This window comes from Ruegeria sp. AB5 (genome assembly GCF_056542645.1).
Genome location: NZ_JBQGAE010000001.1, coordinates 317,960 through 330,349, shown reverse-complemented (window position 1 = coordinate 330,349; position 12,390 = coordinate 317,960). Strand labels below are relative to the sequence as shown.

Below are 12,390 nucleotides of genomic sequence, written 5' to 3'. Positions count from 1 at the left end.
ACGGATTCGAGACCCAATTCACATCAGACCGGGGTGAAAGATGTCGCCGGATTGCGCGTTTCCGATAGGAAACGTCGCAAACATGTCTTTTTGAAATCCGATCGCAGTATAGATAGACTGCATGACCACACGCTACCGCCTGCACTATGCCCCTGACAACGCCTCGCTGGTCATCCGACTGGTTTTGGAAGAACTCGGGCAACCCTATGAAACCGTACTGGTCGACCGCCGCCAGAACGCGCAGGACAGCGCGGCCTATCGGGCGCTGAACCCCAATGGTCTGATCCCGGTTCTGGAAACCCCTGAGGGACCTGTCTTTGAAACCGCCGCCATTCTGTTGTGGCTGGCCGACACGCATCGGCAGCTTGCACCAGCCCCCAGCAGCCCAGAGCGGGCGGCGTTTTTGAAATGGCTTTTCTTCGCGTCAAACACCCTGCACGCCGATCTGCGCATTCTGTTTTATGCCGAAAAGTACATCGATCCGGCACAGGTCGAGACCCTGCGCAGCGGGATACGCCCAAGACTGTGGACCCATCTTCGACATCTGGAGGCTGTTGCGGCGCAGTCACCGGATTGGCTGAGCGCCGATCAACCGTCCGTCCTGACCTATTACCTTGCGTGTATGATGCGCTGGATGGCGCTCTATCCGGCACACACGGACCGCAGCTGGTACCAGTTGCCTGACACGCCCTATTTGCAACGCATCCTGACGCGGCTCGATACCCGCCCCGCAACCCGAGCGGCCATTGCCGCCGAAGGGCTTGGGCCCAGCCCGTTCACTTCACCCATTCACGCCACCCCTCCAGAAGGCTCAGCTACCTGACATGTTCCTCTCTGTCTTCGATATGTTCAAAGTGGGCATTGGCCCGTCGTCGTCACACACCATGGGTCCGATGGTCGCCGCCGCGCGCTTTCTGGACATGATGCGTGCCTCGCCGTTCGAATTCACCGGCTTGCGCGGATCGCTGCACGGATCGCTGGCCTTTACCGGTGTTGGTCATGCCACCGATCGCGCAACCATCCTGGGCCTCGCCGGGTTTCTGCCGGACACCTATGACAATGACAAGGCCGAGCTTGCGCTGGCAGAGATCGCAAAAACGCATGCCGTGTCGCCCGAGGGCCTGCCAACCCTGAAATTCGACCCCAAAACGGATCTGGCATTCGACTACGACCACACCCTGCCCGGCCATGCCAACGGCATGATCCTGATGGCCACGGACGCACAGGGCGACGTGATCCTGCGGCAGGTCTTTTATTCCGTCGGTGGCGGCTTTGTTCTGACCGAAGAAGAACTGGCCGAAGGCAAGGACACGAATGATGGCGAACCGGTGCCGTTTCCATTCCAGTCCGCTGCCGAAATGCTTGAGATGGCAAAGACCAGCGGTAAGTCCATTGCGGACATGAAGCGCGAGAACGAAATCGCGCGCGGCTGCCCGGACAGTTTCGCCAAGGGAACTGCGCGTTTGTGGGAAGTCATGGACAACTGCATCGATCGTGGCCTGAAAACGGATGGCATCCTGCCCGGCGGTCTGAAAGTCAAACGCCGTGCCAAGGGTATCTATGATGCGTTGATCGCCGAGCGCGGCAAAAACCTGACCGCGCCTCATACGATCAACGACTGGATGAGCGTTTATGCCATGGCCGTGAACGAAGAGAACGCTGCCGGTGGACAGGTTGTGACCGCACCGACCAATGGGGCAGCGGGTACTCTGCCCGCCGTGCTGCGCTATTATCTGGATCACGTCCCAGAGGCCTCGCAAAGCCATGTCGAGGATTTCCTGCTGACCGCGTCTGCCATCGGCGGCCTGATCAAGTACAACGCCTCGATCTCGGGCGCTGAGGCCGGGTGTCAGGCCGAGGTCGGCAGCGCCGCAGCCATGGCCGCGGCAGGTCTGTGTGCGGTTATGGGCGGAACACCAGAGCAGGTGGAAAACGCCGCTGAAATCGCGCTGGAGCATCATCTGGGCATGACCTGTGATCCGGTGGCCGGGCTGGTTCAGGTGCCTTGTATTGAACGCAACGGATTGGCCGCGATCAAAGCGGTTTCGGCAGCCTCGCTGGCACTACGGGGAGATGGAGAACATTTCGTGCCGCTGGATTCAGCCATCGAAACCATGCGCCAAACCGGGCTTGATATGCATGAGAAATACAAAGAGACCTCGCTGGGTGGTTTGGCGGTGAACGTCCCAAACTGCTAAGGCAGAAGACGGAGGGCGCGCTATGCGTGGACATTGTTTGTGCGGCAGGATCGCCTATGAAGTGACCCCTCCGGTTCTGGCCTGTGTCTCGTGCCATTGCGACAGCTGCCGCCGCCAATGCGCCGCACCCATGACAACCTATTTCGCCGTACGCGATGACCAATGGCGCTGGACCGGCGCAGAGCCCAAGCGCTTCAACTCCTCTCCCGAGGTTGAGCGCAGCTTTTGTCCGGAGTGCGGGACGCCGATCTCATTTCGCTCCAGCAAGATGTCCGACGTGCTGCATCTTTATGTGGCGACTTTGGACCACCCCAACGCATTGGCACCCACCCTGCACGTGTCGCATGAAGAGAAACTGAGTTGGCTACATCTGGACGACGATCTGCCCGCGTGTACCGGTCCGGACTACACCAAGGTTCAGCCTTTGCCAGACACCTGACGGCAGCGCTTTTCACCGGGCCATGAAACCGTTAGCGTCGCGCCCATGACTCAGGATCGTCCCGTTTTCGGCATCGTGTTGATGCTTGGCTTTTGTGTTCTGGCACCGCTGGGCGACTCGCTTGCCAAGCTACTGGGTGAGACGACACCCCTGGGCCTGCTGGTCCTTGTTCGCTTTGCGATACAGGCGGTAATCCTGATCCCTCTTGTGGCTGCAACGGGCAGACCCTGGCGCATGCGCGGACGGATTCTGCGCCTGACCCTGATCCGCACGATCCTGCATATCGTCGGGATCACCGCGATGTTCAGTGCCTTGCAATTCCTGCCGCTTGCAGATGCCATCGCCATTGCTTTTGTCATGCCCTTCATCATGCTCTTGCTTGGGAGATATGTACTGGGGGAAGAGGTCGGCCCCCGCCGTCTGATTGCCTGCATCGTGGGCTTTGTCGGAACGTTGCTGGTGATCCAGCCCAGCTTTGCCGAGGTTGGCCTGCCCGCCCTGCTTCCCCTGATTGTGGCCGTTGTCTTTTCGCTGTTCATGCTCGTCACGCGGCAAATCGCCAAGGAAACCGATCCCGTGTCACTGCAGGCGGTTTCCGGTGCCTTCGCCACCGCCCTGCTGCTGCCATTCATTGTCTGGGGTACGTATGCTGATGTCTGGGAACTGTCCCTGATCATTCCAACCGGCAACGCGCACTGGTTGCTGCTGGCGATCGGGGTATTGGGCACCGTTGCACACCTGCTGATGACGTGGTCGCTGCGCTACGCGCCTTCGGCAACTCTGGCCCCGATGCAGTATCTGGAAATCCCCGTTGCCACCCTGATCGGATGGCTTATCTTTCACGACCTGCCGAACGGGCCGGCTGCCGTTGGTATCGTGATCACGATGGCAGCCGGTCTGTATGTCATTCTGCGAGAGCGGGCCACGGCGCGCGCTGCTCCGACAGAAACGCCTGCATGACCTGATCCAGCGACATCCGCGGCGTCATCACCAACATCCCCGGCCCATCCATCTGCAACTCGACGTCCGAGACCACGCGATTGGATGTGCCCACCTGCCCGTCGGGCTCGAATTGCAGCCCCTCAATCGGCCACTGCAGCCCTTGGCTGCGCCCCGTGACCCGTTTCAGTGGGAAAAGCGACACAACCTCATCCTTTGGCAGGTTCAATACGATGCGAGGTGGCGCATGGAAGACGACTTCACGTCCGCCGATCAGCACACACGGGCGATCCGGAAATCGAACCAGTGTATTCAGAACCGACAGCTGGTGATCCAGGCGTCCGCCCAGAAACCCGGCCCCCAAAACCAGCGGGGTATCCAAGCTGCGCAGGGCCTTTTCAAAATCGGTACTGTCCTGTTCTTCTATCGGAAACTGACGATCTGCGGGGATTCGGTCCTTGTTCTCATCGGTCAGCGAATCGAAATCGCCAATAACAGCATCGGGAATCCGCCCCGAATCGATCAGGGTCGAGGCTCCGCCATCCGCCGCGACCACGGATGTGACGCGACTCAGCACCAGATTTTGGTCCTCTGGCGTCATTTGTCCCCCTCCAAACAAGCCGATTGGCTCGTCTGAACGCACAATTGCCCTATTTTTCCTCTGATTGATCATTTTTCCCGGATTTGGACACATTGAGACCACAAAATGATAGGTTCATGCAGATAGTTCCGAGTCGAACTGTGTGCCCCTGTCCGGGCTGATCGGCTCAGTTAGTTTGTAAAGGACGTGCGTCTGATGGTACAGAACAACAAGGTATTAACCGTTTCCTACGGAACCTTCTCATGCACTTTGGAGGGGTTCGACGATTCCTTCGAAACAATGAAGGCGATTGCCGAATACTTCCGAGATCTGGCGGCAGAAGATCGCTATTTTGGCTCTGAACCCCCCCAGCCTGATGCCGAAATGCTGACACGGATCGCGCAACGCGATGCCGCGCAGCGGGTTGAGGCGCGTCCAAGCGAAACCGGTCTGCTGTTGCGCGCAACAGAAACACCCCCTTCCCCCGACCCTGCCACGTCGGGGGACCATGAAGAAACGTCTTCTCGTGACTTGAATGTTGTCCAGACGCCCCCCGCTGCGGCAACAGAACCAGAGCGCGACGAACCCTTCTTTGCACAGGCCGAGCCTGTCGAGGCCGCCCCTGAACCGGCACCGGACAGTCTGGCAGCCAAGTTGCAGCGCATTCGTGCGGTGGTGTCTCATTCGGACGTCAACAACGATGCCTATTCCGAAGATGATGTCACACCTCTGCAAAGCAGCAAACCGGCCCCCGTTGATGCGGTTGCCGCTGCATTCGAAGCCGGCACGCTGAGCCCTGAAGATTTGACCCCCGAAACACCGGCGACCCCTGAAACGCCGGTTGCAGACGCTCAGCCTGATCCAAGTGCACGGTCCGAAGAGCCCCCCCTGGCATCCGACGACTCTGCACCTGAAGCTCTGACACCCTTTGAGACATCGGCCTCGGATACGCAGCCCGAACCGGTTGTCGAGACAACCGCATCCGATCTGATGGTCGAGGAGGAGCCGGCGCCCCAGGAAACGCTGGTTCTGACAGAAGAAAGTGCAGTCGAGGCCGCACCCGAGATGGCTGTCGCGGAAGAGACCCCTGGCAAGACAGTCTCATTCACCGAGTTCGACGAGGACGAGGACAAAGAGGATGAGGTCGTCAACATCCTCAGCGATACCGACGGCAGCGAAGATCCGGAAGAACTGACCGTTGCTCAGGATGCCGCAACCGATGGCGTTTTGACCGCCGAGGACGAGGCCAGCCTGTTCAGCGAAATCTCGGAAATCGAGATGGAATTGCTGGATCAGCCACAAACGGGTGAATCGGATCTGGATCAGGATGTCTCGCGTCTGATGGCAAGAGCCGATGAGCAGATGGACGACCCGGTTGCAAGCGACACGCGCGAAACCTACTCGCATCTGCGCACCGCTGTTGCGGCGACAGAGGCTGAAGGCGCGGTCAAAGATACATCTCCGGACGACGAATACCGGGGCGATCTGGCTTCGGTCGTCAGCCCGCGTCGCCCAGAGATTCAGGTCACCAGCATGCGTCCGGAATCCGATGCGGCCGCGCCGCTGAAACTGGTCGCCGAACAGCGCGTTGATGACCCCGATGCGGACACAGGACCGGTCACCCCCCGCCGCGTCACCGCCGAGCAAACCGAGGAACTGTTCGAAGAAGGTGGGTTTGCACAATTTGCGCAGGATCAGGGTGCACAATCCCTGTCGGATCTTCTTGAGGCCGCTGCTGCCTACCTGTCCTTCATCGAAGGTCAGGAACAGTTCTCGCGCCCGCAATTGATGAACAAGGTTCGCTCGCTCAAGCAGGATGAGTTCAACCGCGAAGAAAGCCTGCGGTCCTTTGGCCAGCTTCTGCGCGATGGTAAAATCGAAAAAGCGGGTGGTGGGCGTTTTGCAGCCTCGAACCTGATCGGTTTCCGCCCGGATGACGAGCGCGCGGCAGGTTAAACCTGAACCACAATGACCTTCCAAAAGGCCGGGGACATCCCCGGCCTTTTCGCTCTGAACACCGTCAATTGCGCTGACCAGCCCCCCGGCGCGTCGATGGTGGTCGGCTCACTGGACGGTCGCATGGCTGAACCGGGCTCTGACGATCAGATCCGTGCAGTTCTGATCTGCGCGTGCGGCAAGTCCCAGAACCGTCGTTGACAGGTCCAAATCACACTGCTGCAAAGTGCCAAGCACCTCTGGTCTGGACTGACCCTCCTCGGAGACGGTTGACCTGCCAACCAGCAAGACCCGAAACTCCTGCCCCCAAAGGAAGGGCGCAACGGTGAGTTCTCACTCTCCGGTTATTTCCGTGGACAACGAAATCGACGATGCGGCGGCACCCGCCATCGCCAAATCTGTTCCAGCAATCGGCTACATCTTCGTTGCCCGAACCCCATATCCTAGCCTGTCTGGCAAGAGGCACATGCCGCCAGGAATCAGGGACCTGAATTCAGTGATCCGGATCTTCTTTGCCAACGCCGCGAAACACGAATTTAAACGGCAACGCCCAAACTATGCCCAGCACGATATACACGAGCAGTTCCACCAGAATGGGCGGTCGCTGCAAAAGGTTCACGACCGTTACCGCCGCCACGATGTAGACCGGCAACCCCACCAGCAGGATCACCAGAGACCAGCGGCGGCGCGCTTTGTAGCTCAGGCCAGGCTTTTTATCGTCACTCATCAGTCTTCAAACGGGTCGGTCACCAGAATGGTGTCATCCCGCTCCGGACTGGTGGACAACAGCGCCACCGGGCATTCGATCAATTCCTCGACCCGGCGCACGTATTTGATCGCATTTGCAGGCAGATCGGCCCAGCTGCGTGCGCCTTCTGTGGACTCGCTCCAACCCGGCATCTCTTCGTAGATCGGCGTGCAGCGCGCCTGCTGGTCTGCGGCAGTGGGCAGATAGTCCTGATGCTCTCCGTCCAGCTCATAGCCAGTGCAGATCTTCAGCGTGTCAAACCCGTCCAGCACGTCAAGCTTGGTCAGAGAGATTCCGTTGACCCCGCTGGTCGCACAGGTCTGACGCACCAGGCAGGCATCGAACCACCCGCAGCGGCGCTTGCGTCCCGTGGTGGTGCCAAACTCATGTCCGCGCTCGCCCAGCCGCTGACCGTCGTCATCCTCCAACTCGGTCGGGAAAGGCCCCTCGCCCACGCGGGTCGTGTAGGCCTTAACAATCCCCAGCACAAAATCGATAGAGCCCGGCCCGATACCCACACCCGTTGCAGCCTGACCGGCAATGACGTTGGATGAGGTCACAAATGGGTATGTGCCGAAGTCAATATCCAGCAAAGCGCCTTGCGCACCCTCGAACAGAATGCGTTTTCCCGCCTTGCGTTTTTCGTTCAGCACTTTCCAAACCGGCGCGGCAAAGGGCAGAATCTCGGCGGCGATCTGTTTCAACTGAGCCACAAGCGCATCCCGGTCGACCGGCTCTATGCCCAATCCTTTGCGCAGTGGATCGTGATGTTGCAACGCGCGGTCCACGCGAGCTTCCAAGGTTGCCTCATCGGCCAGATCCGCAACCCGGACCGAACGCCGCCCAACCTTGTCTTCATAGGCCGGACCGATGCCCCGACCGGTTGTCCCGATCTTGGTGCCTTTGCTCGCAGCCTCTTCCCGCGCGCGATCCAATTCGCCGTGGATCGGCAGGATAAGCGGCGTGTTTTCGGCAATCATCAGCGTTTCAGGCGTGATCTCAACACCTTGCGCCCGGATCGTGCCGATTTCCTTGATCAGGTGCAATGGGTCCAGAACAACGCCATTGCCGATGACACTCAGCTTGCCGCCCCGCACCACACCCGAGGGCAGCGCGTGCAGCTTATAGACCTCACCATCGATGACCAGAGTGTGCCCGGCATTATGTCCGCCCTGAAAACGCGCGATGACATCGGCCCGCTCGCTGAGCCAGTCGACAATCTTGCCTTTTCCCTCGTCACCCCATTGGGCGCCGACAACAACCACATTGGCCATATCCGGTCCTTTTCGTGCTGAGTAATCGAACTCGGCTCGTATAGCGAGGCACAGACGACAGGGAAACCGCTATTTCGCCGCAGATTGAAATCGCGCAGCTGCGCGATGCTTCCGGCGGGGATGTTTTTGGCCAGATGAAGTCTGGATCCCTTGTTCATCTGGCCAAAAATATCCCGGGGGAGTCGCCCGGAACGGGCGGCGGGGGCAGCGCCCCCCCCCGGCTTAGCCTTGCCGCAAAAGAACCGGTTGCCCGTGCGGGGTGGTCAGATAGGCCTCTTCCCACGCCTGATGCAGGTTTTTCACCTCGTCGGGCGCTGCTGCTCCTTGTTCGGCCAGCAATGCTTCGAGTGTTTCCAGCCAGGCGTCGAAATAGTCGTCGCCTCCATCCAGTTCGCGATCCAAGCCGTTGCGCTTCAAAGTGTCCGAGAAACGTGCTGCCCAGTCCGGCCAATCGAACCGGCCAGCCTCATTCAGAGCCACGGTGACGGCAAAGACCTGAGCATGCCAGGGTTCAGCGAACACAGGATCAGGTGCCGCATGTTCAATGCAATCGGTCATGCGGGCACCAGATAACTTTGCCAGAGGTCCAGCACCACGTCGTCCCCGGGATGCTCGGGCGCGGCCCAAAGCTCGGACGCGGCGAATGCGACGGCGTACAAAGGTTCGGGGGCCTCGCCCAAACCATGTGCATTGGCATCGGGAAGAACATGAGAGCCATGTAGCCGCAGGATTCGACCCCGCGCACCTGCGGCGTAGTGCGGCAAGCGCGTGTGGCCTTGGTCCACAAGTCGATTGGCGCTGGGCCGAACGGTCGCAACCTCTTGTCCTATGCTGAATTGTACGGAAACGTCTGATCGTCGATCCGCTGGTCCCCCTTTCGACAAGGCTGCAGAGACGGCCTCGGCCTTCAGGCGTCTTTCCATCAAATCGTGCGGGCTGTCACTGCCCTCGCCACGCAGATCATCCAAGGTCAGAACACCTTGCTCGACAAGCAGGTTGGCAAGGCCCGCAATCCATTTCTCATAATACGAAAAGCGCGTGTAGTCTGTCGGGGACAAACGCTCGCGCGCGTGGCGCGAGACATCGATGTTCCACTGACCCAGAAACCCCGAGGCCAGCGTGACCGCCAAAGCCCGCGCATGCCAGTCTTCGGCAAAGACCGGGGCGTCGTCACGTTCGGGATGGATGGGGCCGTCGCCAAAGCGGCCCCCCATATCGTGAATGCGGGTCATTCGGGCACCTTGGGCAAGCCCGTGCCAATCATGCTGTCGCGGGTGACAAGGGCTGCCAGATCGTCCTCAGGCATGTCTTCGGTTCCTTTGGGGCGCATGGGGAGAACGAGATACCGAATTTCGGCCGTTGAATCCCAAACACGCACCGCAGTGTCATCGGACAGTGTGACACCGAATTCATCCAGAACCTTGCGGGGTTCACGTACGGCCCGCGCCCGATAGGCGTCGGATTTGTACCAACCGGGCGGAATACCCAACAGCGGCCACGGGTAGCAGCTGCACAAGGTGCAGACGACCATGTTGTGTTGGGCAGGCGTGTTTTCAACGACAACCATATGTTCGCCCTGTCGACCGTAGTAGCCAAGCTCGGCAACCACAGACGTCGCGTCTTTCAACAGTGCGGCCTTGAAACCGGGATCGCTCCACGCTTTCGCAACGACATGCGCGCCGTTCTTTGGACCAATCTTGTTCTGATAGGTATCGATGATCTCATCCAAGGCCGCCGGATCGATCAAGCCTTTGCGGGTCAGAATCGTTTCAAGCGCTTTGACGCGCAGCGCGGGTTCAGGCGGCAACAGGGCGTGCGGGTGGTCGGGATTGTCATGAGGCATAGGCCAGAGCCTGCGTCAGGATTTGCCGCTCTGTCCAGTCTCTTTGCTGTGATATGATGCATCACGCGCTGCGATGCGAACTCGTGACTTGCCCCCACGATCAAACTTGCATAAGTACCACGCGATACACGTCACGCTGTACAGGACCACCATGGAAAACGTCGTTCTCATCATCCACCTTCTGTTGGCCTTGGGCCTGATTGCCGTTGTTCTGATGCAGCGGTCCGAAGGCGGTGGCCTTGGCATGGGTGGCGGTGGTGGTGGCGCCATGACCGGTCGCGCTGCGGCGACGGCATTGGGTAAGGTGACATGGATTCTGGCTGCGTGCTTTATAGTCACCTCGATCACACTGACGATTCTGGCCGCCCAGAAGTCATCGGGCAGTTCGGTGATTGATCGTCTGGGCGTTCCGGCCCCGGCATCGACCGAGGAAAGCACACCGGAAGTTCCGTCGGCAAATGACCTGCTGCCGCCCACTCAGGGCGACAACGCACCGCTTATTCCGCAAGCCGACTGATCCACTAGACCTAGAAATCTGAAAGAGAACTGCAACAGCATCTTGCGGTTCTCTTGCGTTGCGCGCGCGAATCCTCTATATGTGAAGTCCCGTGATGCAGCGGTTTTTCGAAGCCGCCGGGCAGTTGATTTTGACGTCTCACGGGAGCAGCCGAAAAACTATGGCGCGTTTTATATTCATCACTGGTGGTGTGGTTTCGTCCTTGGGCAAGGGACTGGCTTCGGCGGCTCTGGGCGCACTGTTGCAGGCCCGGGGATACTCGGTGCGCTTGCGCAAGCTGGACCCTTATCTGAACGTCGATCCGGGCACGATGTCGCCCTTTGAACATGGCGAGGTCTTCGTCACCGACGACGGGGCCGAGACCGACCTGGATCTTGGCCATTACGAACGCTTTACCGGTGTGGCGGCCCGCAAAACCGACTCGGTCAGCTCCGGCCGGATCTATTCCAATGTGCTGGAGAAAGAACGCCGCGGCGATTACCTCGGCAAGACCATTCAGGTCATTCCGCATGTCACCAACGAGATCAAGGATTTCATCGCCATTGGCGAGGATGAAGTTGATTTCATGCTCTGCGAAATCGGCGGAACCGTGGGCGATATCGAAGGTCTGCCCTTCTTTGAAGCCATCCGCCAGTTCAGCCAGGACAAGCCGCGCGGTCAATGTATCTTTATGCACCTGACACTGCTGCCTTATATCAAGGCCAGCGGCGAGTTAAAAACCAAGCCGACTCAGCACTCGGTCAAGGAACTGCGCTCGATCGGTCTGGCACCCGACATTCTGGTCTGCCGATCTGAAGGCCCGATCCCGACCAAAGAACGCGAAAAGCTGGCGCTGTTCTGCAACGTCCGTCCCGACGGCGTGATTGCGGCGCAAGACCTGTCCACCATCTATGACGCGCCACTGGCCTATCACCGCGAAGGACTGGATCAGGCGGTCCTGGATGCATTCCAGATCAGCCCTGCACCCAAGCCCGATCTGGCCAAGTGGGAAGACGTCAGCGACCGCATTCACAATGCCGAAGGCGAAGTGAAGGTCGCGATTGTCGGCAAGTACACGCAGCTGGAAGACGCTTATAAGTCAATCGCCGAGGCACTGACCCATGGCGGCATGGCCAACCGCGTAAAAGTCAAGGTCGAGTGGGTCGATGCCGAGGTGTTCGACACCGAAGACGCCGCGCCACATCTCGAAGGTTTCCACGCGATCCTCGTCCCCGGCGGATTTGGTGAACGCGGGACCGAAGGCAAGATCAAAGCCGCGCAATATGCGCGCGAACATAAAGTGCCTTATCTGGGTATTTGTTTGGGCATGCAGATGGCGGTGATCGAAGCGGCCCGCAACGCGGCGGGTATCACCGAAGCCGGGTCCGAGGAATTCGACCACGAGGCCGGGAAAAAGCGTTTTGAGCCGGTTGTTTACCATCTGAAAGAATGGGTGCAGGGCAATCACAAGGTTGAACGTAAGGTCGGAGATGACAAGGGTGGCACCATGCGTCTGGGTGCCTACAATGCGGTTCTGGCCGAGGGCTCGAAGGTCGCGGACGTCTATGGCAGCACCCAGATCGAAGAACGCCACCGCCACCGCTATGAAGTCGATATCAAGTATCGCGACAAGCTGGAAAAGGCGGGCCTGAACTTTTCGGGCATGTCACCGGACGGACGTCTGCCCGAAATTGTCGAATGGTCGGATCACCCGTGGTTCATCGGCGTTCAGTATCACCCCGAGTTGAAATCCAAGCCATTCGACCCGCATCCGCTGTTCCGCGATTTCGTGCGCGCGGCAAAAGACAGCTCGCGTCTGGTCTGATCCTGTCGCCGCAAATTGATGTACCAACACAATTAAGCGTTTAGTGATTGCCCGACATGGGGTTAACTGTTGAACAAGTTTCGACAGGAGAT

At 59.2% G+C, this 12,390-nt stretch carries 14 protein-coding genes; 8 read left to right on the top strand and 6 right to left on the bottom strand.

All coding sequences use genetic code 11. The features are described from left to right. The first annotated feature begins 121 nt into the window (after positions 1–121). From ACR0L4_RS01740 to ACR0L4_RS01725, 4 genes are read left to right on the top strand one after another with little or no spacing between them, the layout of a single operon-like run. The gene (locus ACR0L4_RS01740) at positions 122–823 is read left to right on the top strand and encodes a glutathione S-transferase family protein (protein ID WP_480510118.1); all 702 of its coding nucleotides are present in this window, start codon (positions 122–124) and stop codon (positions 821–823) included. 1 nt (position 824) lies between these two features. After that, a complete protein-coding gene (locus ACR0L4_RS01735; protein WP_480510116.1) occupies positions 825–2,198 on the top strand; it encodes an L-serine ammonia-lyase in 1,374 nt (457 codons plus the stop codon). Positions 2,199–2,220: 22 nt separating this feature from the next. Beyond that, complete coding sequence (locus tag ACR0L4_RS01730) at positions 2,221–2,637, top strand: GFA family protein (RefSeq protein ID WP_480510114.1); 417 nt, start codon at positions 2,221–2,223, stop codon at positions 2,635–2,637. Positions 2,638–2,682: 45 nt separating this feature from the next. Next, a complete protein-coding gene (locus ACR0L4_RS01725) occupies positions 2,683–3,597 on the top strand; it encodes a DMT family transporter (RefSeq protein ID WP_480510112.1) in 915 nt (304 codons plus the stop codon). On the opposite strand, the gene ACR0L4_RS01720 is transcribed toward ACR0L4_RS01725, so the two are convergent. Then, a complete protein-coding gene (locus ACR0L4_RS01720; RefSeq protein ID WP_480510110.1) occupies positions 3,542–4,177 on the bottom strand; it encodes a thiamine diphosphokinase in 636 nt (211 codons plus the stop codon). The two genes, ACR0L4_RS01725 and ACR0L4_RS01720, sit on opposite strands and share 56 nt — an antisense overlap. A gap of 195 nt (positions 4,178–4,372) precedes the next feature. On the opposite strand from ACR0L4_RS01720, the gene ACR0L4_RS01715 reads away from it, so the two are divergent. Both ACR0L4_RS01715 and ACR0L4_RS01710 read left to right on the top strand, forming a co-directional pair. Further along, positions 4,373–6,112, top strand: a complete 1,740-nt coding sequence (locus tag ACR0L4_RS01715) for a hypothetical protein (protein ID WP_480510108.1) — start codon at positions 4,373–4,375, stop codon at positions 6,110–6,112. A gap of 12 nt (positions 6,113–6,124) precedes the next feature. After that, complete coding sequence (locus ACR0L4_RS01710; protein WP_480510106.1) at positions 6,125–6,313, top strand: hypothetical protein; 189 nt, start codon at positions 6,125–6,127, stop codon at positions 6,311–6,313. Positions 6,314–6,605: 292 nt separating this feature from the next. Here the strand turns inward: ACR0L4_RS01710 and ACR0L4_RS01705 are convergent, their stop codons facing one another. From ACR0L4_RS01705 to nthA, 5 genes are all read right to left on the bottom strand, one after another. After that, the gene (locus tag ACR0L4_RS01705; protein WP_170748502.1) at positions 6,606–6,839 is read right to left on the bottom strand and encodes a DUF2842 domain-containing protein; all 234 of its coding nucleotides are present in this window, start codon (positions 6,837–6,839) and stop codon (positions 6,606–6,608) included. Beyond that, complete coding sequence (locus tag ACR0L4_RS01700) at positions 6,839–8,134, bottom strand: adenylosuccinate synthase (protein ID WP_480510103.1); 1,296 nt, start codon at positions 8,132–8,134, stop codon at positions 6,839–6,841. Before ACR0L4_RS01700 ends, ACR0L4_RS01705 begins: the two co-directional genes overlap by 1 nt. A 222-nt stretch (positions 8,135–8,356) precedes the next feature. Continuing rightward, complete coding sequence (locus ACR0L4_RS01695) at positions 8,357–8,692, bottom strand: nitrile hydratase accessory protein (RefSeq protein WP_480510101.1); 336 nt, start codon at positions 8,690–8,692, stop codon at positions 8,357–8,359. Further along, the gene (nthB, locus tag ACR0L4_RS01690; RefSeq protein ID WP_480510099.1) at positions 8,689–9,366 is read right to left on the bottom strand and encodes a nitrile hydratase subunit beta; all 678 of its coding nucleotides are present in this window, start codon (positions 9,364–9,366) and stop codon (positions 8,689–8,691) included. Before nthB ends, ACR0L4_RS01695 begins: the two co-directional genes overlap by 4 nt. Next, the gene (nthA, locus tag ACR0L4_RS01685; protein WP_480510097.1) at positions 9,363–9,977 is read right to left on the bottom strand and encodes a nitrile hydratase subunit alpha; all 615 of its coding nucleotides are present in this window, start codon (positions 9,975–9,977) and stop codon (positions 9,363–9,365) included. The genes nthB and nthA overlap by 4 nt, the downstream gene beginning before the upstream one ends. Before the next feature lie 151 nt (positions 9,978–10,128). On the opposite strand from nthA, the gene secG reads away from it, so the two are divergent. Beyond that, entirely contained in the window at positions 10,129–10,494 is a 366-nt protein-coding gene (gene secG, locus ACR0L4_RS01680; RefSeq protein ID WP_170749240.1) for a preprotein translocase subunit SecG, read from the top strand. A gap of 160 nt (positions 10,495–10,654) precedes the next feature. Then, positions 10,655–12,298, top strand: a complete 1,644-nt coding sequence (locus ACR0L4_RS01675; RefSeq protein ID WP_480510095.1) for a CTP synthase — start codon at positions 10,655–10,657, stop codon at positions 12,296–12,298. Positions 12,299–12,390 lie beyond the last annotated feature (92 nt).